Here is a 21,015-nt window from a genome sequence, read left to right on the forward strand (position 1 = left end):
GGTCGCTTCACGATAGCGAGGCGAGAAACCGTCACGGCATCCCCGTTTCGGGGGTGAGGACGGGTTCAGCCCCGGTGTCGCCCCTTCGCGGTCGTGGGGGTAGTGCGGGTAGTGGCGGGTGCGGCGGGCGGCGTGGGCGGAGGGCCGTCGACGGCGGGGGTCTGCTCCTCGGCCGCAGGGGGCAGGCCGAAGGGCAGTTTGTGGGCGAGGGCGGCGAGACCGCGCCCCAGCCGGGCGGCCGTGCGGATGCGACGGGGCGCGGGCACGGCGACCGCCTCGTCGCTCGTCTCAACCTTCTCCGGCAACGTCTTCTTCTCCGTCAGCGTCTTGGAACTCTTCGTCTCGATGAGGTCGTCGACGTCGTAGACGGGCGCGGGCCGTTGGAAGGGTGCCGTGTGCTGCGTCCACGTCTTGCCATCCCACCACCGTCGGTGGTCCGCCCCGCTCGGGTCGGGGTACCAGCCTGCGGGGAGGCGGATGTTGTGGAGGTCTGGCATCGCCGTGTGTCGTCCCTTCGCCGCGTGTGTCTCCAGTCTCTCGCGAGTGCGGTCGTCACGGACGGGTGAATCGCACAGTTTCGTGGGGAAAAACGTGGGCGAATCCTCATGGGCAGGCGCGTTCAGGCAACCGTGAGGTCGGGGCCGCACCATGACCGCATGACTGACACACAGGATGGCCCCATCGAAGACGGCAGCGGCGACGCGAGCAATGACGAGCAGCTGCGCGGCATCGTCGAGCAGGTGCGCCACGACGTCGCATCGGGCCGCAGTCACGACACGGTGCTCGAGGAGCTCCGCCAGCGCACGGGCGAGACAGGCATCGAGGTGAGTGACGAGCGGCTGCGGCAGATCGCCGCGGATATCGCCGAGGGCCGCTGACCCCCCCTGCCGGGATATGCTGGGGGAAGGCTGACGGGCCTGCCGGATCGCCGGTGCCCAGGCTCGAAGGATTGGGCCGACATGAACGTCTTCTCTTCTCTCTCTCGCGAAGGCAACGCCGCCCCCGCCGACCCCGCTGTCGTTGTGACGCGCTCCGGCATGCTCACGATCGTGGGCTCGGGCGTGACGCCGTGGCAGGCGTTCCGCGAGGACCTCGACTTCGTGCGGGCGGTGCTTGAGGGTGCCGGCATCGACTTCTTCCTTGTGCGCGACACGGACCCGCGCCCGACGGTCGTGGTCGATTGGGCCGACCGCGGGCGGCTCGCCGCCGCGCTCGCCGCGGCCTGCCGTCAGGAGCCCTTCTATTCGCGCACCGAGAAGATGGCGAAGGCGGCGAAGGCTGACATCGCCGCGAGGGCGCGTGGTGTGGTGAGCGGGACCGCAAGCGAGCACATCGAGCTCGCGGCATCCGATTCGGCGGGCGCCGACCCCGTGCTCTTCTCCGCCGAGAACGAGGCGGATGTCGCTGTCACCCCGATTCTCGATGCGGTGACGCCGTCCCTTCCCGAGCGTGTCGCCCTTCTCGCACACGGCAGGCTGTCGCGCGACCGTTCGGCCCGCGCCTTCACCCTCTTCCGCCCGCGCGAGGCGCAGACGGGGACCCTGCGTTACGGCGCCGAATGCGGCGTGCCCCTCGAGCTGTGGCAGCACGTCGAGAGCCGCCGGGTGCGACCTGTGGGCGACGGGGGCGCGACGCTCGTGGTCGATGATGTGATCGCCCCGCGCCCCAACGTGCTCCTGCGGCACAGCACGCCGAGCGCCGAGCTGGAGCGTGCCACGGTCGAGCTGTACGGCGAGGAGTGGCCGACCCTGAAGGGCATGTTCGACACGACGAGCGACGATGTGACCTTCGACATCGACATCGTCTTCTCGTGGGTGGATGGGTCGTCGGCCGAGTTCCAGCGTCAGCGGGCGAAGCGTATGGCGAGCTACGTGGTTGGTGAGGGCGACGACCACGAGGCCCGATTCCGTCAGCTCGACGAGCTGAAGTATGCGATGCGTTCCGTGCACCTCTTCGCGCCGTGGATCCGCAACATCTACATCGTGACGGACTCTCCGCGCCCCGAGTGGTTGGCCGAGCATCCGCGGGTCTCTGTGCTGCGCAGCGAGGAGTTCTTCAGGGACCCCTCGGTGCTGCCCACCCACAACTCGCACGCCGTCGAGAGTCAGCTGCACAACATCAAGGGGCTCAGCGAGCACTTCCTCTATTCCAACGACGACATGTTCTTCGGTCGCGCTGTGGGGCCCGAGATGTTCTTCTCGCCGGGCGGGGTGAGCAAGTTCATCCTCTCCAACACGCGCATCGGTGTCGGCGAGCGCAATCCGAACCGCAGCGGTTTCGAGAATGCGGCGCGCGTCAACCGCGAGGTGCTGCGCGAGCGTTTCGGGGTGACGATCACGCGTCACCTGGAACATGCGGCGGCTCCCTTGCGGCGCTCTGTGCTGCGCGAGCTCGAGGCGGAGTTCCCGGAGGAGTTCGCCCGCACGGCGGCCGCGCAGTTCCGCCAGGCGACGGATGTCTCGGTCACGAACTCGCTCTACCACTACTACGCACTCATGACCGGGCAGGCGGTGACGCAGCCCGAGGCGAAGGTGCGCTACGTCGACACGACAGCCCGCGAGGGGGTCAAGCGGATGCGGCAACTGCTGAAGCGCCGCAACCACGACTTCTTCTGCCTCAACGACGGTTCGTTCCCCGAGCTCGACGGCGAGGAGCGGGCGCAGGCGGTGCGCTGGTTCCTGGAGCGCTACTTCCCCATCCCGGCTCCGTGGGAGCGCCCCGCGGTCTAGGTCGTGACGAGCTCCAGCTGCTGAGTCGTGAGCGGCGGTTCGGGGCGCACGTGGCCGTTGGCGGCGGGCCGGATGCTCACGCCGTGCTCTGCGAGGATGCGCGCCGTCTGCGCTGCCGACGTGTAGGAGAGCGTCGGCGTCGCGGCGACGGGAACGACGGTGTGCAGCACGGTCTCGTCGTAGACGTGGATGAGGTTGTAGGACTGGGCGCCGTCACGCGGCATGGTGGACCCGACCTCGCCCGCAAGGTCCTGCGTGTAGCAGGTGGCCGAGGCGACCGAGACGGGAATGCCGGCGAAGGTCGCCGTCGTCGAGTAGTGCAGGTGACCGGCGATGATGCTGCGGATGTCGGACCCCCGCACGACCTCCGCGAGGGCGCTCTGGCTGCGCAACTCCACGAGCACCGCGAGGTCCTGCACGGTGGGCACGGGAGGGTGGTGCATGGCAAGGATGGTGCCGTGTGGCGCAGGGGAGGCGAGTTCCTCCGCGAGCCAGTCGAGTTGGCTCTCCGTGACTTCGCCGTGGTGATGGCCGGGGACGGTCGAGTCGAGCGTGATGATGCGCAGGCCGTTGATGTCGTGCACTCGGTCGATGGGGCGCATGGAGGGGAGCTGGTCGAGAAGTTCCCTCCGGAAGGCGCCGCGGTCATCGTGGTTGCCCATCACCCAGATGACCTGAGCGCCGAGGCGCTCGGCGGCGGGCTCGACGATCGAGCGGAGCCGTACGTAGGCCTCGGGCTCGCCGTGGTCGGCGAGGTCGCCCGTGAAAACGATGGCCTCGGGCCTGGCTCCGGAGGCTTCAAGGCGGGCGAAGAGCTCCACGAGACGAGCCTCGCTGTCGACGCTGTCATAGAGTCTGCGTCCCCCCGCGAGCAGGTGGGTGTCGCTGAGGTGAAGGATGAAGTGGTCTGGCCGCGGGTAGGCGGCCGTATAACCGGCCATGCGCCAAGTCCATCACCTCAGTTCGAACGGCGCCTTAACAATTTGCGGCGATTCGCACCCCAGTTCGGGGCGCAGCTCTGTGTTTCGCCACCCATTAAGGGGGCTGCCGCACCGATACATCGCCCTGTTTACTTAATGACTACCCGAAGAGGCCCACAGGCCTGACCCGAATCTTTCATCGACGAGAGATGCACTGGAGGCGCACAATGCCCGAGCTCGTGACGACCCGCCCGACCCGTCGCTTTGCAGCACGAGTGAGTCATGCTTCTGCGGCCGTCGTCGTGCTCGGGGTCGTCGCCACCCTCGTCGGATGCTCGGGGGGCACGGAGGAGCCGGCGGCACCGCCCGCCAACACCGATGTGGGCAAGGCGTTCACGAGCGAAGACGGGCTCGCGGTATCGGTGACCCGGCGCATCTGCGGCATCAGCGGCGTCGGTGAGCACAAGCCTGAGTTCACGCCCGTCGGCCAATACTGCACGGTCGGCGTGAACGTCGACAACGGGACGGGTGAGAGCGTGGACCTCACGCAGCTGAAGGTGAGCGGCTTCGCGGCCGACACGCAGTACTTTCCCGACTACTGGGCGGGTAACGCGGCCGATGGCGGCATGATCGCTCTGGAAGCGGGTGAGTCGATCGAGTCGACCCTCTTCTTCGATGTCCCCAAGGGGCAGCTGCTCGAGAGCGTCACCCTGACGAGCCCGTGGGAGGGCATCGAGTCCTTCGAGGTCTCCTTCTAGGCGGCATCCCCCGATCGGCGTCACCCCCGCGGGGGACGTCTTCGCGACGCATCCGGTTTATCGTGGGCGGCATGAATCGCGTCGCCGCCGCCCTCACGACCGCGGTGCTCGCCCTGCTGGGCGCAGCCGCACCCGTCACATCGGCTCACGCCGATGTGGAGGACTTCGAGTTCGCGAGCTTCCACGCCGACTACCACCTCGGCACCGACGAGGAGGGCCACTCGACCCTGCGGGTGGTCGAGACGATCGTGGCCGTGTTCCCCGACTTCGACCAGAACCGCGGCATCATTCGCACGATTCCTGACCGCTATGACGGGCATCCGATAAACCTGGAGATCGCGTCGGTCACCGACGAGACGGGGGAGCCGGTCGAGTACGAGGAGGACTCGGGCGACGACAGCGTAGAGCTCGCCCTCGGCGGCGACGACTACGTGCACGGCGAGCAGACCTACGTCATCGAGTACACGGCGGAGCATGTCACTCGGCACTACGCGGACACCGAGGCGGACGAGTTCTATTGGGACGTCAACGGCACGGAGTGGGCGCAGCCCTTCCGCGAGGTCAGCGCGACGGTGCATCTCGAGGAGGGACTGGAAGAACAGCTCACGGGCAACGTCACCGCCGTGTGGGGTTTCGAGAACGAGCAGAACCCCGCCGAGGTCGACGGCCTCACCTTCACGGCCACCGATCTCGAGCCCGGCCAGACCCTCAGCTTCGCGATCGGCTTCGAACCCGGAACCTTCGTGCCCCGCGAGAGCGGCTACTTCGCCTCGCCCTGGCCGACCCTCTCGCTGCTGGGTGCACTCGCAGCCCTGGCCGCCCTCGCCTGGGCGGCCACCGTGCGGCGGCGGCACCTGCGAGACGAGCCCGGCCGCCCCACGATCATCGCCGAGTATGCGCCCCCAAAAGACGCGAACCTGCTCACCTCGGCGCTCCTCGCTGGTGTCTCGGCCAAGACGGTGCCCGCCCAGGTGATCGACTTCGCGGTGCGCGGAAAGCTGCGGGTGCTGGAGGAAGGCGAGAAGCCGCTCCTCGGATCGCAGAAATACACGCTCGAGTTCGTCACAGCAGAGGGCACGGATGAGCAGGAGCGTGAGTTCCTGAACGCGCTCTTCGGCGACAGGCTCACCCGCGGGGAGCGTCGCACGCTCGGCACGACCGACTCCAAGGCCGCCAAGCGTCTCGGCGAGCTCACACAGCGGGTCACGAAGGATGCGACGGCGCGGGGGTACCGCAAGCCCTACCCCGCGGCATCCGCTGTGCCCGCCATGGTGCTCGCGGGCGCCGGCGCGCTCGCCGCGCTCGTCTTCGGCATCATCGCGCTCGAGGAGGCCTACGGATGGCCGTGGCCGCTCGTGCAGCTGATCGTGGGCGGTGCCGCCGCGGTCGTCGCCGTCATCCTGCTCGCGCGCGTGCCCCTCACGGCGCGCGGTGCGGAGGTGCGCGACCACATGAAGGGGCTCGACGAGTACATCACGCTGGCGGAGGCAGACCGCATCCGCTACCTGCAGTCGCCCGAGGGCGCCCTGCGTGAGCCGGTCGCGACGGATGACCCCGCCCAACTCGTGCGCCTGGGCGAGAGGCTGCTGCCCTACGCCATGCTCTTCGGCCACGAGAAGGAGTGGGCGGAGGAGCTCGGCCGACTCTACGAGCAGGCGGGGGAGCAGCCCGGCTGGTACGTCGGCATGGCGCCCTTCAATGCGGCGATCTTCGCGAACTCGATCGGCTCGGTGGGCACGAGCAGCGCCTCGACCTTCAGCTCGTCGTCGGGCGGCTCCACGGGCGGTGCCGTCGCGGGCGGCGGCGGTGGTGGCGGTGGCGGGGGAGGCCGCTAGCAGGGGGTGGCTAGTACCCTAGATCGGTGCCTCGCAGTCCCCTGAACCCCTCGCCCTACGAGGTGCTCGGCGTCGCCCCGACCGCGAGCCACGATGAGCTCCGCAGGGCATACCGGCGGATGCTGCGCGAGACCCACCCCGACACCGGCGGTGACGCGGCACGCTTCCACGCCGTGCAGCACGCCTGGGAGCTCGTCGGCACCCCCGAGGATCGCGCCGTCTACGACAGCGGCCGCCCCACGCGCGGCGAGCAGGCGCGAGCAACCTGGGCACCCGCGCCGCCGCGCCGCCCCTCCGAGAGTCGTCCGCAGGCACGCACCTACGGGCATCCGGGCGGCCTCAGTCGCGAGCACTACCTCGAGCTCATGCGGGAGTGGGTCGGCCGGGGCGCCGCGCTCCCCGACCCGTACGACCCCGCACTCGTGCGCTCGGCGCCCCGCGACATCCGCCACCTGCTGGCCAACGCCCTCGCGGAGGAGGCGACGGCGACGCAGGCGGCCTCGCTCGGAATCGCCTACACCGTGTGGCACGACGTCGCGACGGATGCCCCGGGCGACCCCTGGGCGTCGAAGCTCGACCACGTCGTGCTGGGGCCGAGCGGGCTCTTCGCCGTACAGTCGGAGGACTGGGGCGCTCCCGTCCGGGTGAAGCGCAACGAGATCGTGGGGGAGGCCATCGCCCCGGGCGAGCGGCCGATGCACTCACTGTCGCTGCGGGCGAAGTCGGTCGCGCGTGCGGCCCGCGTCAAGTTCACGACCCTCGTCGTGGTCGTTCCCGATGATGCCATCGATGAGGCGCTCACGGTCGGGCGGATGCGCGGGCTCACGAGTGTCGTCGTGCAGCGTTCCCGGCTTCCGGGCGTGCTCCGGGGCGACCTTGCGGATGCGCCCCTCCTCGGCGGGACCGAACTCTTCGAGGTGCGGACGCGCCTGCAGGCGAGCATCCGCTTCACCTGAGTCAGGCCCGCTCGACCTCCCGATCGGCGATCTTCGTGAGGAGAGTGTCGAGCAGCAGGATCTCCTGCGGGCTCAGGGCGCTCGTGAGCAGCTCGTTCACGCGGATCGAGGCAGGCCTCAACTCCTGGTGGATGCTCCGACCCTGCTCCGTGACAGTCACGGTCTTGCGTCGCCTGTCCTTCGTGTCCCGCTCCGTCGCGACAACCCCCTGGCGCTCCATGCGCCGTAGGAGTTCGGCGAGGGTGGACTTGTCGAGGTGCGCGAGCTGTGCGAGTTGGTTCTGGGGAAGCCCGCCATTCTCGCAGAGGGCGTGCAACACGCCGAACTGCACGGGGCTAATGTCTGCCGAGGCATATTCCTGCCAGAGCGCGTTGTATGCCTGATAGGCGCGTCGCAGCGCGTGATTGCGATATGCACCGTCCGTAGACATCGTTCCCCGCCGGTTCCTTCGTGGCTCGCGCATATCGCGCGTATGCTCCCCCGGGAACACTTTAGCTCAACACTGCTGCATACGTATGTATGTCGTTACTCGACGGCCTGCGCGACGTCCGACTCCAGAAGCTTCACCAACGTCTCGTCGAACTTCTCGACCTCGTCGTCGGCGAGGCCATCCACCATGATGTCGTTGACCCGCGTGGCGGCCTCGAGGAGATCGTCATGAATGCGACGCCCTTCCTCGCTGAGCGACACCACCTTGCGACGCCCGTCGTGTTCGTCGCGTCGCGTCGTGACGAGGCCCTGATCCTCCAGGCGCCTCAGGAGGTCCGCCAAGGAGGACTTGTCGATCTGGGCCCGGTGCAGCAGATCCCGCTGACCCATCTCCCCGTGCCGGTTGAGACACCACAGCACGCAGTAGGCGACAGAGGTGATCTCAGAGGAGACATGCTCATGCCAGAGGGAGCTGTGCACGTGAAGCATTCGCCGCATTCGGGTAGCGCGGTAGGGGGGATGACCGTCGTCCATGATCGGTGACCTTCGGGTGAGTGCGCGAACCGCGGGTATACGGAAGAGCGCTCGTAATGCGAACTATATTGCAGAGCAGGCACCATGTTCAGATGCATTTTGCGGATGCCTGAATGTGAGCCGAGAGTCTGCTCCACGCGGGCACGAGCGGGTCGATCATGAGGGGCACATGGACACGACACTCACCACCGCTGCTTGCCTCAGCTACACCGCGAACGCCGCCCTGGGGGCCGGGGTCGCAGGGGGAGTCATCGACACGGGGCATGCGCGCTGGGTGCACCACGCTCTCTATATCTCGACACTCGCCCTGACCTCCCTCGCCGTCGTCAGCGGCATCCGTCACCGCCGCATCGCGGCATGGCTGCTCATGCCCGCACTGCTGCCCCTCGCCGCACTCCCGCGGACGAGGGGACGCGGGCGCGAGCATCCGCTCATCGCCCTCACGGCGGCGCCGGCCTACGTGAGTGCCGTGATCGCCACGGTGAGGAGGGCCGCATAGTGGATCTCTTCGACGCCATCCGCCGCCGCAAGACCACCAATGGCCCCTTCCTGCCCGACCCCGTCTCGGAGGAACACCAGCGGCTGCTCATGGAACTCGCGGGGCGCGCCCCCTCCCAACTCAACAGCCAGCCCTGGCGCTTCGTGCTCATCGAGAACCGCGACACGATCGAGAAGGTCGCGGACATCAGCGGCTCGAGCATGACCGAGGCGATGTCGAACGGCACCTTCTTCGAGCGCTACAAGCCCTACTTCAGGTTCAGCAAGGAGGAGATGGCGCAGCGTCGCGACGGGATGCTCTTCGACAAGCTCCCTGCCCCGTTGCGGCCCTTCACCTCGCAGGCCTTCACGCCCGGCGGGCAGAAGCTCATGAACTCGCTGCGCGTGCCGCAGACCCTCGGCAAGGAGAACCGCAAACTTGTGGCCGGTTCTCCGCTGCTGCTCGGCGTCATGCTCGACCGCAGCGAGTACCGCCCGGGCGAGCTCTCGTCGTTCTACTCCATCTTCAGCATGGGGGCGGCGATGGAGAACATCTGGCTTGCGACAGGTGCGCTCGGCATGGGCATCCAGTTCGTCTCCTTCCCCATGGAAGTGCCCGGACGCTGGGCGGAGATCGAAACGCTGCTCCAGGTGCCCGACGAGCTCGAACTCATGGCGGTCTACCGCCTCGGCTACCTCCCCGAAGAGCAGCGCCGGCCCGCCATCGACTGGTCCAGCCACGAACGCAAGCTGCCCTCACAATATGTGTTCTCTGAGAACTGCCGTACACCCCGAACTGGGTGGGACGAGGCATCCACCTCCTCGCCGTAGGCTGGAGCACACTCTCGAGCGTGATTGAGGTACGCAGTGAAAGTCGTCAGCTACAACCTTCGGAAGCACCGCGCGATCGGCGAGATCAGCGCACTCGCAGAAGAGCACGACCTCGACCTCCTCTGTCTGCAGGAGGCCGACACGACCGTGCTGCCCGCCGAGGTTGGGGGGCTCCACCTCGCCGACGCGACCCGGCGCAACCGGCTCGGCCTCGCCGTCTACTACCGTCGAGACCGCTTCACGGCCCTCGACACGAAAGCCTTCGAGCTCAAGAAGTCACTGCACGACCACCTGCTCAAGCCCGCCCACGAGCGACTCCTCGGCAGCCACCTGATCGACCTCAAGCACGAGCGCGAACTCATCGTCGCCTCCTTCCATGCGGCGCCCCTCACGGCGCTCAACTCACTTCGGCGCGAGCAGATCCGCGTCGCCCATGAGCAACTGCACGAAATGGGGCCCGGCCTGCCCACCCTCATGGTCGGCGACTACAACTACCCCGTCTTCAAGAACCAACTCACCCGGCACATCGGCCAGTCCGGCTACGACCTCACCCTCAGCGACACCCGCACCTACACGCGCTACAAGTTCTTCCGCGGACACTTCGACCTCGCGACATCCATGGGGCTCGACATCGACAGTGTCGAAACGCTGCCGCGCGGCACCTCCGACCACATGCCGATCCTCGTCACCGCCACCTATCGCGAGCAAGCGCAAGCCAAGACCGCCTGAGTAGGGGCTTAGCACAGGTTAACGCGGGCGCCGACGCGCGTACCCTTGAGGGAGGCATCCGCAGCACCCGCGATGCCGACACGAAAGGCCCCACCGCGTGAGCGAATGCATCCACGGACTCGATGAACAATTGTGCGACGTCTGCTCGCCCAAGCCCGCACCCGTCGCACCGCCCGTGAAGCGCGCGCCGCGCGCGTCAACCCCATCGCTACGCAGTGGAGGGCCCGCTGTACGCTCCCCACGCGCCCCAGGGCGTGTCGCCGGCGCCCCCACCGCCGCAGGCAAACCCGTGGATGTCGCGGGGCACCGCATTTTCCACCTCACCCACGTGCGCAACTTCGCCGCCATCGCTGAAAGCGGTGCCCTCGCCCCCTCCACGGCCGGCGGAGAACCCGAGTTCGACCTCAGCGCCCCCCAGCACCGCGAACAGCGCCGCACGGCGACACTGCCCGAGACGGTTACCGCGGCCGACACTGCAGCGATCGGAGTCGCCGTCTCCGCCGAGACCGGTGCGGATGCTGCGGCCGCCTCCCACGAGCCCGCCGCCGCGCACACCGTCGCCGACTGCGTCCCCTTCTTCGCCACGCCCGAGTCGAGCCTGTGGAACGACCTGCGCACGGGCGCACCCGATCCCCGGCTGAGTGCCGCCGCCCGCAGCAGCTCCGCCTCCGACTACGTGCTGCTCGCCACGACCGTCGGCGAGGTCGAGAAAGCCGCCACCCTCGTGCTCGCGCTCGACGAGGCATCCGCGCCGACCACCCCCATGACGGCCGACCCGGTCGCCGTGCGGCGGGAACTGCGCCGGCTCATCTCCCTCGACGCGGGTGACGGCGAAGACTCGCCCCTGGCGGCCGTCGAGATCCTCGCCGCGGGACCCGTGCCCCTCGAGGTCGTCTCGCTCATCGGTGTCGCCAACTCCAAGGCGCGCGACGAGGTCAAAGCAGTGCTGCGCGATGCGGGGCTCGACATCCGCGTCGCCGTCTACCCGCCGTGGTTCGGCCGCGGCTGAGGTCTCGGCCCGTCTTACGAAGCATCACGTGCTTCGCGCCCGCGCCCTTTCGGAAATTCAGGAAATCTGCCTCTCCGAGGGCCGAAACCGGGCGGTGCTGCGCCGATCTGCCGCGGATTTCCTGAATTTCCGCGGCTGCATTTCCTGAATTTCCGTGAGGCTCGGGCTAGTTCTGTGGCGGCCCGGGCTAGAGCAGGGGGCCGACCGCCGCGACGACGCGCTCCCGCAGGGCGTTGCCCCGCTCGCTGAAGTCCCGTTGGCGACGCACATACTCGGCCTTGCCCTCCGGCGTCTCGATCGCGACCGGCTCGTAGCCCCACTCCCGCAGATCGTAGGGTGACGCCTGCATGTCGAGCTCGCGGATGTCACGGGCCAACTCGAACGCGTCCAAGAGCACCTCGCCCGGCACGAGCAGGCCAAGCTTGGTCACCCACTTGTAGACGTCCATGCCCGCGTGCAGGCAGCCGGGCTGCTCCAGCTCGGGTTGGTTCTGCCGCGTCGGGGCGAGCCGGTTGCGCGGCACCGCCTCGGGCGTGAAGAAGCGGAACGCGTCGAAGTGGCTGCACGAGATGCGGTGCCCCTCGACGACCTCGTCGGTGCCGGTCGCCCCGAGACGCAGCGGCACCGTGTGACGGGTCTCGTCGGAGCGGTACACCATCGCCCACTCGTGGAGCCCGAAGCATCCGAAGTTCGCCTGCCTCTCGGCCGTGCGCTGCAGCAGTGACGTGATGAAGCGGATGCTCGAACCGCGCGCCTGCAGCAGGCCCTCCGTGTCGACGCGCACGTCGTCGCCGTCGGCCCGGTACCACTTCCAGCCGGCGCGCTCCTCGCTCGCCGCGCCCTCGAGGGTGACGCCTGCGCCGGGGTGCCAGCGGCGCAGGGTGGTCGGCCGCACCGGGTAGTAGGTGAAGAGGAAGTCCTCCACGGGATGCTTCGCGCCCGTCTGCTGCCGCGCGCGCCAGCCCGCCGTCACGGCGTCGGCCCGTTCCTGGTGGGCCGCCTCCCGCGCCCGCCATGCTTCATCATTCAGGAACTCGCGCGCGTGAGCCTCTTCATCATTCAGGAATGTCGGGCGAGTTGAGGGGCGGATGGCTGCCTCCAGCGCGACATCCGTCACTTGAGCCACTCTGGTCACCGCGAACTCCTGAATGATGAAGGGGCACGGCCGCGGTGGGTAGCGCCGTCTGGGCGAAAGTTCCTGAATGATGAAAACGGCACGCTACGCAAGACCCCACACGTCGAGCATCCACGCGAGCTCCCACGCGCGCTCCTGCCAGGCCTTGTAGCGGCCGCTGACGCCGCCGTGCCCCGCCTCCATCTCGATCTTCAGCAGCACGGGCGCGCCGACCTCGCGCAGCCGCGCCACCCACTTGGCGGGCTCGACGTAGAGCACTCGGGTGTCGTTGAAGCTCGTGACGGCGAGGATGCGCGGGTACGCGGCATCCGTCACGTTCTCGTACGGCGCATACGACTTCATGTAGGCGTACACCTGCGGGTCGCCGAGGGGGTTGCCCCATTCGTCCCACTCGACGACCGTGAGCGGAAGCTCCGGATCGAGGATGCTCGTGAGCGGGTCGACGAAGGGCACCGCCGCGAGGATGCCCGCGAAGAGCGTCGGCGCGAGGTTCGCGACGGCTCCCATGAGCAGGCCGCCCGCGCTGCCGCCCTCCGCGATGAGCTTCTCGGGGCTCGTAACGCCCGTGTCGACAAGGTGCTGCGCGCACGCAACGAAGTCGGTGAAGGTGTTGCGCTTCGTGAGCGTCTTGCCGTGCTCGTACCAGTCGCGGCCCATCTCGCCACCGCCGCGCACGTGGGCGACGGCGAAGACGACGCCGCGGTCGAGCAGGCTCACCCGCGCGATCGAGAAGCCCGGGTCGATGCTGTGCTCGTAGGAGCCGTAACCGTAGAGGAGCGTCGGCGCGTTCTCGGGCGTCACGTCGCGGCGGTGCACGAGCGAGATCGGCACGCGCGTGCCATCCTCCGCCGTCGCCCACTCGCGGCGCTGCACATAGTCGGCGGGGTCGTAGCCGCCCTGCACGGGCTGCTGCTTGAGCACGCGCACGTCGCCCGTCGCGACCGTGTAGTCGCTCACGGTGCTCGGGGTCACGAAGCTCGTGTAGCCGATGCGCACGGTCGGCTGCTCCCACTCGGGATTGCCGGTGGCGCCGACCGCGAAGAGTTCCTCGTCGAACTCGAGCTCGGTGAAGGCGGGGTCGCCGTCGAGCCGGGCGACGGCGAGCCGCGGCAGCGCCTCCCGCCGGTACTCGAGCACGAGGTGCGAGGCGAAGGCGTCAACATCCTCGAGACGGATGCCCGGCCGGTGCGGCACGAGCACGCGGCGCTCACCGAGCGGGTCGGATGCCGCGACATCCGCCAACTCAAAGTCGAGGGCGCCGTCGTTGTGAAGCACCAGCAGGCGGTCCTCCCCGCCCAGCACGGCGTGCTCGATCGAGTACTCGACGCCCTCGCGCCGCGGCCACACGACGCGGAACTCGCCCGTGGGGTCGTCGGCGTCGAGGATGTGGGCCTCGCTCGTGATCTTGGATCCCAGCTCGATGACGATGTAGCGGCGGCTGCGGGTGAGCCCGGCGCCCACCCAGTAACGCTCGTCGGGCTCGTGGAAGACCTTGACGTCCTCGCTCGCCGGCGTGCCCACCTCGTGCCGCCAGACCGTGTCGGGTCGCCAGGCGTCATCCACCGTCGTGTAGAAGATGTAGCGGCCGGTCGCGTCGAAGAAGGCGCCGGGGGCGGTGCCCTCGATGGTCTCCTCGGGCGGGGGAGCGGGGGTGTCGATGGGGGCGTCGATCTCGGCCGGGTCCGGGTGACTGTCGCCCGAGTCATCGTTCGCGAGCGGCCGCACCCGCACGGCGTAGCGTTCATCGCCGACGCGGTCGACGCCCCACAGCATGAGCGTGCCGTCGGCGGAGACGTCGAAGCTGCCGAGCGCGAAGAACTCGCTGCCCTCCGCCTCCGCGTTGCTGTCGAGCAGCACTTGCTCGTCGGGCAGGCCGGAGCCGTCCTCCGGCAGCTGCGGCGTGGACCAGTCCTGCGGGTCGGCGATGGGCGCGCGGCAGTGGATCGCATACTGCTGCCCCTCGACCGTGCGGCTGTAGTACCACCAGTCGCCCTCGCGCACCGGCACCCCGAGGTCGGTCTCCTTGACGCGCCCCTTGATCTCCTGGAAGAGCTGCTCGCGCAACTCGGCAAGGTGGGCGGTCGCGGCATCCGTGTGGGCGTTCTCCGCCTCGAGGTGGGCGACGACCTCGGGGCTCTCCTTCTCGCGCAGCCACTCATACTGGTCGACGAAGGTGTCGCCGTGGTGGGTGCGCTCGATGGGCTTGCGAGCGGCGACCGGCGGCGTCTTCGAAAGCGGGGCGGATGCTTCGGCTCGGGTGTCTGCGGCGTTAATGTCTGTGTGCGGCACCCCTCCACTATTGCAAACCGGTCTCCGCCTCGTCCTGACTTGAGCGGACAAATATTCATCTAGAGACCGGGTCTCGGCCGCCCTAGGAGACGAATATGCGTCTACTCAACGCTCCGCGCGGGTCGTCGCGGCACTGCTCAGAACCCGGGCACGCGCTCGTTCGCGGGCGGCGGCCCCGGAGGAGTGCCGTCCCCGAAGGGGCGGCCCCCGAGCTGCTCCCGGTCGTGCGGGGTGCGCCACCACGTGGCATCCGGCCCCTTAGGTGTGATCTGGGTCGGGTTGATGTCGACGTGCGTCACGTAGTAGTGCGCCTTGATCTGCTCGAAGTCGATCGTGTCGCCGAAGCCGGGCGTCTGGAAGAGATCGCGCGCGTAGGCGCCCAGCACCGGCATCTCGGCGAGCTTGTTGCGGTTGCACTTGAAGTGCCCGTGGTAGACAGCGTCGAAGCGGGCGAGGGTCGTGAAGAGGCGGATGTCCGCCTCCGTGATCGTGTCGCCCACGAGGTAGCGCTGCCGCGACAGGCGCTCCTCGAGCCAGTCTAGGCGGGCGAAGAGGGTGTCGTAGGCGCGCTCGTAGGACTTCTGGCTGCCCGCGAAACCGCACTTGTAGACGCCGTTGTTGACGTCGTGGAACACCAGCTCAGCGACCTCGTCGATTTCGTCGCGCAACTCCGACGGGTACAGGTCGGGCGCGCCCTCGCGGTGGAACTCGCCCCACTCGAGCGAGAAGTCGAGCGTGATCTGCGGGTAGTTGTTGGTGACGACCATGCCGCTCGGCACATCCACGATCGCGGGCACCGTGATGCCGCGCGGGTAGTCGGCGAAGCGGCGGAAGTACGCCTCCTGCAGCCGCTCGATGCCCAGCACGGGGTCGCGCCCATCGGGGTCGAGGTCGAAGGTCCAGGAGCGCTTGTCGTGCGTCGGCCCTGGCAGGCCGAGGGAGATCACATCCTCGAGGCCGAGCAGGCGGCGCACAATCGTCGTGCGGTTCGCCCACGGGCAGGCGCGGGCGGCGACCAGGCGGTAGCGTCCCGCCTCGACGGGCCAGCCGTCGCGACCGTCGCGCGTGATCCTGTCCTCGATGTAGTTGGTGTCGCGGTCGAACTCCTGGCCGGGCGTCACATAACTAGGGGTGTGGTCGCTGTCGCTCATGCCTCGACGGTACCTCGCACCCGTGCATCCGCCCTGTGACGTCCCGTGACGGGGCTCACAGCGCCCGCTTCTAGGCTGGGCCGTGATGAGCTCCATACTTGCCGGCCGTCGCGCCGAGACATCCGTTCCCATCGACGACGTGCACGCCACCCGCTGGAGCCCGCGCGCCTTCGACCCGGAGGCGACGATCGACGAGGCGACTCTTGCGACCGTGCTCGAGGCGGCCCGCTGGGCCCCGTCCGCGCGCAACGCGCAGCCGTGGCGCTTCGTCGTGGGTCGTCGCGGCACGGCCACGCACGCCGCTCTCGCCGAAAACCTCATGGGCTTCAACCGCGAGTGGGCGCCCGCCGCGAGCGCGCTCATCCTGAACATCGCAGTGACGAAGGATGCCGCGGGCGACCGCCTGCGCTGGGCGGAATACGACCTCGGCCAGGCGGTGGCCCACCTCACGCTGCAGGCTCAGCGGCAGGGGCTGCACAGTCACCAGATGGGCGGCATCGAGGTCGAGGGCCTGCGGCAGGCGTTCGACCTCGGGGAACATCTGGTTCCCGTGTCGATCACGGCGCTCGGTGTGCTCGGGGACCCGCAACGCCTGCCAGAGAGGCTGCGCCTGCGCGAGCTCGCGCCCCGTGAGCGCCTGCCGCTCAACGAGTTGGTGCTCGCGCGCGACTGAGGTGCGCGACTGAGGGCCAGCTAGCACTGAGGGCCGGCTAGCACTGAGGGCCGGCTAGCACTGAGGGCCGGCTAGCTCAGGCGCGACTTGACGTCGGCGAGCGAGGGGTTGGTTGCGGTCGAGCCGTCGGGGAAGATGACGGTCGGCACGGTCTGGTTGCCGCCGTTGACGGATGCCACGAGCTCCGCGGTTCCCGGAACCTGCTCGATGTTCACCTCACGGTAGGGGATGCCCTCGCGGTCGAGCTGCCCCTTCAGGTTGCGGCAGTAACCGCACCAGGAGGTGCTGAACATGGTGATGCCGTCGGCGGGGATGTAGTCGGTCTTAGTGCTCATGACTTAACGCTAACGTCGGCGCCTGGCAAACCCTTCCCCCGGCGGCGCTGACGCTCTACTCTCGCTTCATGGCGCTCAGGTGGGAAGAACTGGTCATCGACTGTCGCGACTTTCAGACACTCGGCACGTGGTGGGCGAGTGCCCTCGGCTGGGAGGTCATCGACCAGGACGAGGAGGTGCTTGAGGTCCGCAACCCCGAGGGTGGTCCCACGCTTCTCTTCCTGAACACGCCCGACGACAAGGTGGTCAAGAACCGCCTGCACCTGGACTTCGTGCCCGACGACCAGGGGGCGGAAGTCGCCCGCCTTGAGGGCCTCGGAGCACGGCGCATCGACATCGGACAGGGCGAGCAGACCTGGGTCGTCATGGCCGACCCGGAGGGCAACGAGTTCTGCGTGCTGAGCGCGCGCTCGTAGGCAGTAGCATCCGACCCGGCTGGCGCACACGGAAAACGCCTCGCCCACCCGGAAACGGCCGGGTGCGCGAGGCGTCCTCTAGGGGCGTGGGCGTTAGAACTGGATCTTGCCCTCGGTCTCCTTGGCCTTCAGGCGCGCGAGGGCGAGGTTCGACTTGGCGCGGTTGAGCACGAGGTAGAGGAAGACCGCGGGGTTCGAGGCCAGCGGGCGGATGATGTGGTACTGGGTCGACAGGGTGACGAGGATGTCGTCGATGCTGTCGTCGAGGCCGAGCGACTTCATGGTGCGAAGCTTGGCGCGCACGACCTCGGTGTTTCCGGCCGAGGCGATCTCGAGGTCGAGGCCGCTGCCGGCGGCACCCAGGAGGAGGCCGGACTCGCTGTCGACGAGGGCCGCCGCCATACCGCCGTCGACGGTGATGAGCTCGTTGAGTGATTCGGTGATGTTTGACACGGGTTCTGCTTTCTATTGAGTGGGTAACACAGTGGGTCAGATGGCGGCGGAGAAGTCTTCCGCCACCTTGCGCGACACGGAGATCGCCTTGCCGACGGACTCGTCGGAGTCGAACACGGCCGCGAGCACCATCTGGCGGCCGGGCACCCGGCGCAGCAGCACGTGCCCCTCGGTCGCCTCGATGATGACGTAGCCGGGGGCGCCGAGTCGGAGCTCCCGCACGATCGCCTCACTGAGCGCCTGAAGCGAGCTCGCCATGCTGGCCAATCGCTGATCGGCGCTATCCCGTCGAGGATGCCGCGCTACCTCGAAGCCGTCGTCGGTGAGCACGACGGCGATCCCCAGCGAGGGCGAGAGCTCGCCGAGCACGGCGAGGGCTCTGTGGGCGATGTCGACCGTGTGAGGGTCGCGATGCGGAGGCATCAGTTCGGCGGTGTCGGTCACTCTGTGGCTCCAGCGGTGAGGGCGGTTCGGGTCTCGATGTTGGCGATGAGGGTCATGAGCGTCATGCGCATGTGCCCGGCGTCGCGCGGGTCGACGGTGAAGATCGGGATGAGCACGCCGGGGAGTTGCCCGGCTAGGGCCGCATGCACCTCGTTGACCGGCTGCGGCCCGGTGAGGTCGCTACGGGAGATGCCGACCACTACGCCGCCGCGGCGCGCCAGATGCTCGAACTCCCTGAGGTGCTCGACAACCAGGCTCCCCACGTCTGGCGCGTCAGCGTGCACGAGGAGGATGAGGCCCATGGCCCGCTCCTGCATGATCGTCCACATGAAGTCGAAGCGCCGCTGGCCGGGCACGCCGTAGAGCCGCACCTTGTCGTCGGGGCCGAGGCCGATCTCGCCATAGTCGAGCGCCACCGTCGTGGTCTCCTTGTCGGCGGTCTCGCGGTCGGTGTTGGCCGCCTCCGTCGAGACGACCTCGATCTCACTGAGGGTGCGGATGGCGGTCGTCTTGCCTGCCCCCATGGGGCCGGCGAAGAGGATGACGTGCTCGGCCATGTCAGAGTCCCAACTTGTCGCGGAGTCGGCGGAATAGGCCACGGTCCCTATCGGCCACGGCAGATGCTTGTCTCTGCTGGCGTGAAGGCGCCCCAGGTGCCGGAGCGGAGCCGACCTCCGAGGGCAGCGTGTCGAGGCATCCGATGAGGCTGTAGGCGTTGATGAGGTGGCGCGTGCTCAGCAGGTCGCTGCCGGTCGCGTGAGCGAGCTCCTCGAGCGAGAAGACGCTGTTGGCGAGCATCGCCGTCTGGCGCATCTGCTCCATGGTGGGCTGGAGGGTGCTGAGGTTCGGCCACCGGCTCAGGCGGTAGCGTTGGCCTGGCTGTAACCACGGAGCGATCCTGTCGGGAAAGGCGCAGAGCCCAATGCGCCACAGTAGCTCGTCAAGGCTTTGCCCGGGGAGCAGGAACACGGGCGGTGCGGCAACGTCGATCAGTTCGACTCCCACCCGCACACCGGCGGGCGCGGTGGGAAAGAGAGTGAGCGGCAGATCCCAGGTGAAGGCGCCGAAGCGGGTGTCGACGCGAACGGACGGATGCCCGGCGATCGCCAACTCGATGAGCATGGGTACCCGTGCGGCGAGCACGGAGTGCAGGGTGAGCGCGGCGCCGGCCCAGCCTACCTCGGGGGCGGCTGCCGCCGAGAGGTCGGGCGCCACGGACGAGTCGCGCGTGGCAAGGTGGCCGTCACCGTCGGCCTGGTGCTGCGGGGGCTCGGCATACTCGGGCGGTGCCGTTTCGGCCGCGGGGCGGGCGGGGCGGCTGGCGGAGACGTACTCGGTCCACTCGTGGTTGTTCCACCAGCGCAGCTGTGGGTGTCCGAGGGGGTCGGGGTACCAGCCAGCTTCCACGCGTTCCCCCGCGCGTGAAGTCTCGCTTTGCATGTCAGTCTCTCCGCGAAGCGAGGGGCGGATTAGTGCTCTCCATTTGTTGAAGGCTACAACTGATGCATATGCATGGGATTCCCCAGTCCGGGGGATATACCGACTATTCGGCGGCGACGTCGTCGAGCGTCGCGCCCGTCGGGTCGGGAGCGCTCGCATCCTCCAGTGCGGCGCCGCCCATCGGCAGCTCTGCCCACTGCACGAGCGTCCACCCTTTCGCGAACGACCCCTCCATCACGACGACGCCCGTGTTCTCCAACACGTGCTCCGTGGCGAAGTTCGACCCGACATTGCGGGCGTGGCGGGCCACCCACACCCGGATGGCGGAACCGTGGCTGACGATGGCGGCGGATGCGGCATCCGTCGCCAGCACCGACTCGACGTCGGCGTCGAAACGGCCGAAGAAGTCGTGCCCCGTCGGCCCGCCCGGCATGCGCGCGTCGAGCTCGCCCACGCCCCACGCGAAGGTCGTCTTGAGGAAGGTGACGATCGAATCCCGGTCGCCGCGCCCCTCCAGATCGCCCGCCTCCACCTCGTGCACCCCGTCGAGCACGGGCACAGCGAGGCCGCGCGCCTCCGCGAGCGGGGCGGCCGTCAGCTGCGTGCGCACCAGGCGCGAGGCATAGAGGGCGTCGAGGGATGCTTCGCCGAGCGCCTGCGGGATGCGCGCCGCCTGCGCGTGCCCCAGCTCCGTCAGGCCGGGGCCGGGGTGAGCCGTGTCGAGGATGCCCAGCACATTGGACGGGGTCTGGCCGTGCCGTATGAGGTGCAGTCGCATGGTGCCGCCAGCCTAGCGATGGCGCCTACGCTGCGCCGCGAGCCTTGAGGGTGCCGTCGGCCTCGAGCATCCGCCACACCGTGCGGGTCAGCCCGGGGTGTTCGAGGGCGATCTGCCGCATGACGCGGTACTCGCGCACGGCCGACGGGGAGCGGCCCTCGTCGGCGTTGATCGCGTCGGCGCGCAGCAGGTAGACGACCATCTCGTCGGTGCTCGGCAGCTCCTCCATGAACACCCACGGGTCCTCGCCCGCGAGCAGGCGCTCCTCGACGACCGTGTCGATCTCCTGCTGGGCCTCCGCGCGCAGGACCTCGAGGCTCGTGCGTCCCCGAGGCATGCGCTCGGGGTGCGCGTGCTCCGGATGCGTGCTGCTCATCGCTTAAGCGTACGCGCGGGCGGTGCGGCTAGCCTGCGAGCAGCCCGGCGCGGTCCGGATGCTCGTCGAACCACTGCGCGACGAACCAGCACATCGGCACGATGCGCTTGCCGCCCTGCCTCTCCACCTCGTCGACCGCGTACTCCGTGACTCGCGCGGCGTATCCCTGCCCTCGGCGGGCCGGGTTGGTGTAGGTGCGGGTGAACGACACGCGTTCGCCGTTCTCGGCGTAGTCGAGCACGCTCACGAGTTCGCCGTCGATGCGAAGCGTGTAGCGGTGAGCATCCGCTTCGTGCGTGAATTTCTCGGACATGGCTC

Annotated in this window: 26 protein-coding genes; 11 read left to right on the top strand and 15 right to left on the bottom strand. The window is 68.6% G+C overall.

Annotated elements, in window-relative coordinates; translation table 11 throughout:
• Positions 1 to 65: 65 nt before the first annotated feature.
• A complete protein-coding gene (locus OH146_RS10470) occupies positions 66 to 497 on the bottom strand; it encodes a DUF2510 domain-containing protein (protein ID WP_265160208.1) in 432 nt (143 codons plus the stop codon).
• Positions 498 to 656: 159 nt separating this feature from the next.
• Between OH146_RS10470 and OH146_RS10475 the strand changes: the two genes are divergently transcribed.
• Both OH146_RS10475 and OH146_RS10480 read left to right on the top strand, forming a co-directional pair.
• Positions 657 to 878 (top strand): hypothetical protein, encoded by a 222-nt coding sequence (locus OH146_RS10475; RefSeq protein ID WP_265160210.1) that lies wholly within the window; start codon positions 657 to 659, stop codon positions 876 to 878.
• A gap of 81 nt (positions 879 to 959) precedes the next feature.
• On the top strand, positions 960 to 2,729 hold the full coding sequence (locus tag OH146_RS10480) for a stealth family protein (protein WP_265160213.1): 1,770 nt from the start codon (positions 960 to 962) through the stop codon (positions 2,727 to 2,729).
• Here the strand turns inward: OH146_RS10480 and OH146_RS10485 are convergent.
• Entirely contained in the window at positions 2,726 to 3,670 is a 945-nt protein-coding gene (locus OH146_RS10485) for a phosphodiesterase (RefSeq protein ID WP_265160215.1), read from the bottom strand. The genes OH146_RS10480 and OH146_RS10485 overlap by 4 nt on opposite strands.
• Positions 3,671 to 3,876: 206 nt before the next feature.
• Between OH146_RS10485 and OH146_RS10490 the strand changes: the two genes are divergently transcribed.
• From OH146_RS10490 to OH146_RS10500, 3 genes are all read left to right on the top strand, one after another.
• The gene (locus OH146_RS10490; protein ID WP_265160218.1) at positions 3,877 to 4,407 is read left to right on the top strand and encodes a hypothetical protein; all 531 of its coding nucleotides are present in this window, start codon (positions 3,877 to 3,879) and stop codon (positions 4,405 to 4,407) included.
• 71 nt (positions 4,408 to 4,478) lie between these two features.
• Positions 4,479 to 6,242: a DUF2207 family protein gene (locus OH146_RS10495; protein ID WP_265160221.1), complete on the top strand. Its 1,764-nt coding sequence runs from the start codon at positions 4,479 to 4,481 to the stop codon at positions 6,240 to 6,242.
• Positions 6,243 to 6,268: 26 nt separating this feature from the next.
• The gene (locus tag OH146_RS10500; RefSeq protein ID WP_265160224.1) at positions 6,269 to 7,198 is read left to right on the top strand and encodes a J domain-containing protein; all 930 of its coding nucleotides are present in this window, start codon (positions 6,269 to 6,271) and stop codon (positions 7,196 to 7,198) included.
• Position 7,199: 1 nt separating this feature from the next.
• Here OH146_RS10500 and OH146_RS10505 read toward each other — a convergent pair whose 3' ends face one another.
• Together OH146_RS10505 and OH146_RS10510 are read right to left on the bottom strand one after the other, a co-directional pair.
• The gene (locus OH146_RS10505; protein ID WP_265160226.1) at positions 7,200 to 7,628 is read right to left on the bottom strand and encodes a MarR family winged helix-turn-helix transcriptional regulator; all 429 of its coding nucleotides are present in this window, start codon (positions 7,626 to 7,628) and stop codon (positions 7,200 to 7,202) included.
• Positions 7,629 to 7,723: 95 nt separating this feature from the next.
• Positions 7,724 to 8,107, bottom strand: a complete 384-nt coding sequence (locus OH146_RS10510) for a MarR family winged helix-turn-helix transcriptional regulator (RefSeq protein WP_265160228.1) — start codon at positions 8,105 to 8,107, stop codon at positions 7,724 to 7,726.
• 223 nt (positions 8,108 to 8,330) lie between these two features.
• On the opposite strand from OH146_RS10510, the gene OH146_RS10515 reads away from it, so the two are divergent.
• The 4 genes from OH146_RS10515 (at position 8,331) to OH146_RS10530 (ending at position 11,207) form a co-directional block, all read left to right on the top strand.
• The gene (locus tag OH146_RS10515) at positions 8,331 to 8,660 is read left to right on the top strand and encodes a hypothetical protein (RefSeq protein ID WP_265160231.1); all 330 of its coding nucleotides are present in this window, start codon (positions 8,331 to 8,333) and stop codon (positions 8,658 to 8,660) included.
• The gene (locus OH146_RS10520) at positions 8,660 to 9,469 is read left to right on the top strand and encodes a nitroreductase family protein (protein ID WP_265160234.1); all 810 of its coding nucleotides are present in this window, start codon (positions 8,660 to 8,662) and stop codon (positions 9,467 to 9,469) included. The genes OH146_RS10515 and OH146_RS10520 overlap by 1 nt, the downstream gene beginning before the upstream one ends.
• A 36-nt stretch (positions 9,470 to 9,505) precedes the next feature.
• Complete coding sequence (locus OH146_RS10525; RefSeq protein ID WP_265160235.1) at positions 9,506 to 10,198, top strand: endonuclease/exonuclease/phosphatase family protein; 693 nt, start codon at positions 9,506 to 9,508, stop codon at positions 10,196 to 10,198.
• A gap of 289 nt (positions 10,199 to 10,487) precedes the next feature.
• Positions 10,488 to 11,207: a DUF4433 domain-containing protein gene (locus OH146_RS10530; protein WP_265160237.1), complete on the top strand. Its 720-nt coding sequence runs from the start codon at positions 10,488 to 10,490 to the stop codon at positions 11,205 to 11,207.
• Positions 11,208 to 11,394: 187 nt separating this feature from the next.
• Here the strand turns inward: OH146_RS10530 and OH146_RS10535 are convergent, their stop codons facing one another.
• The 3 genes from OH146_RS10535 to OH146_RS10545 all read right to left on the bottom strand — a co-directional run bounded on the left by OH146_RS10535 (position 11,395) and on the right by OH146_RS10545 (position 15,782).
• Positions 11,395 to 12,333, bottom strand: coding sequence for a 3-methyladenine DNA glycosylase (locus tag OH146_RS10535; RefSeq protein WP_372508492.1), 939 nt, complete (start codon positions 12,331 to 12,333; stop codon positions 11,395 to 11,397).
• Positions 12,334 to 12,426: 93 nt separating this feature from the next.
• Positions 12,427 to 14,616 carry a S9 family peptidase gene (locus OH146_RS10540; RefSeq protein WP_265160757.1) on the bottom strand — a complete coding sequence of 730 codons (2,190 nt, stop codon included), beginning with the start codon at positions 14,614 to 14,616 and terminating at the stop codon, positions 12,427 to 12,429.
• A 152-nt stretch (positions 14,617 to 14,768) separates the two neighbouring features.
• The gene (locus OH146_RS10545; RefSeq protein WP_265160239.1) at positions 14,769 to 15,782 is read right to left on the bottom strand and encodes a glutathione S-transferase family protein; all 1,014 of its coding nucleotides are present in this window, start codon (positions 15,780 to 15,782) and stop codon (positions 14,769 to 14,771) included.
• Positions 15,783 to 15,867: 85 nt separating this feature from the next.
• Here OH146_RS10545 and OH146_RS10550 point away from each other — a divergent pair, with 85 nt between their 5' ends.
• On the top strand, positions 15,868 to 16,455 hold the full coding sequence (locus tag OH146_RS10550; protein ID WP_265160242.1) for a nitroreductase family protein: 588 nt from the start codon (positions 15,868 to 15,870) through the stop codon (positions 16,453 to 16,455).
• A gap of 71 nt (positions 16,456 to 16,526) precedes the next feature.
• On the opposite strand, the gene OH146_RS10555 is transcribed toward OH146_RS10550, so the two are convergent.
• Positions 16,527 to 16,790 carry a mycoredoxin gene (locus OH146_RS10555; RefSeq protein WP_265160244.1) on the bottom strand — a complete coding sequence of 88 codons (264 nt, stop codon included), beginning with the start codon at positions 16,788 to 16,790 and terminating at the stop codon, positions 16,527 to 16,529.
• Between the two features lie 68 nt (positions 16,791 to 16,858).
• Between OH146_RS10555 and OH146_RS10560 the strand changes: the two genes are divergently transcribed.
• On the top strand, positions 16,859 to 17,206 hold the full coding sequence (locus OH146_RS10560; protein WP_265160246.1) for a VOC family protein: 348 nt from the start codon (positions 16,859 to 16,861) through the stop codon (positions 17,204 to 17,206).
• Positions 17,207 to 17,299: 93 nt separating this feature from the next.
• Here the strand turns inward: OH146_RS10560 and OH146_RS10565 are convergent, their stop codons facing one another.
• From OH146_RS10565 to OH146_RS10595, 7 genes are all read right to left on the bottom strand, one after another.
• The gene (locus OH146_RS10565; protein WP_265160248.1) at positions 17,300 to 17,659 is read right to left on the bottom strand and encodes a hypothetical protein; all 360 of its coding nucleotides are present in this window, start codon (positions 17,657 to 17,659) and stop codon (positions 17,300 to 17,302) included.
• A gap of 36 nt (positions 17,660 to 17,695) precedes the next feature.
• Positions 17,696 to 18,103: a roadblock/LC7 domain-containing protein gene (locus OH146_RS10570; protein ID WP_265160251.1), complete on the bottom strand. Its 408-nt coding sequence runs from the start codon at positions 18,101 to 18,103 to the stop codon at positions 17,696 to 17,698.
• Complete coding sequence (locus tag OH146_RS10575; protein ID WP_265160254.1) at positions 18,100 to 18,660, bottom strand: GTP-binding protein; 561 nt, start codon at positions 18,658 to 18,660, stop codon at positions 18,100 to 18,102. The genes OH146_RS10570 and OH146_RS10575 overlap by 4 nt, the downstream gene beginning before the upstream one ends.
• Position 18,661: 1 nt before the next feature.
• On the bottom strand, positions 18,662 to 19,543 hold the full coding sequence (locus OH146_RS10580; RefSeq protein WP_265160257.1) for a DUF2510 domain-containing protein: 882 nt from the start codon (positions 19,541 to 19,543) through the stop codon (positions 18,662 to 18,664).
• A gap of 103 nt (positions 19,544 to 19,646) precedes the next feature.
• Entirely contained in the window at positions 19,647 to 20,321 is a 675-nt protein-coding gene (locus OH146_RS10585) for a histidine phosphatase family protein (protein ID WP_265160259.1), read from the bottom strand.
• Positions 20,322 to 20,346: 25 nt separating this feature from the next.
• Positions 20,347 to 20,697, bottom strand: a complete 351-nt coding sequence (locus OH146_RS10590) for a tryptophan synthase subunit alpha (protein WP_265160261.1) — start codon at positions 20,695 to 20,697, stop codon at positions 20,347 to 20,349.
• A 28-nt stretch (positions 20,698 to 20,725) separates the two neighbouring features.
• Entirely contained in the window at positions 20,726 to 21,010 is a 285-nt protein-coding gene (locus tag OH146_RS10595) for a GNAT family N-acetyltransferase (protein WP_265160263.1), read from the bottom strand.
• Positions 21,011 to 21,015: the final 5 nt, after the last annotated feature.

It is taken from the genome of Homoserinimonas sedimenticola, assembly GCF_026094475.1.
GTDB lineage: Bacteria > Actinomycetota > Actinomycetes > Actinomycetales > Microbacteriaceae > Homoserinimonas > Homoserinimonas sedimenticola.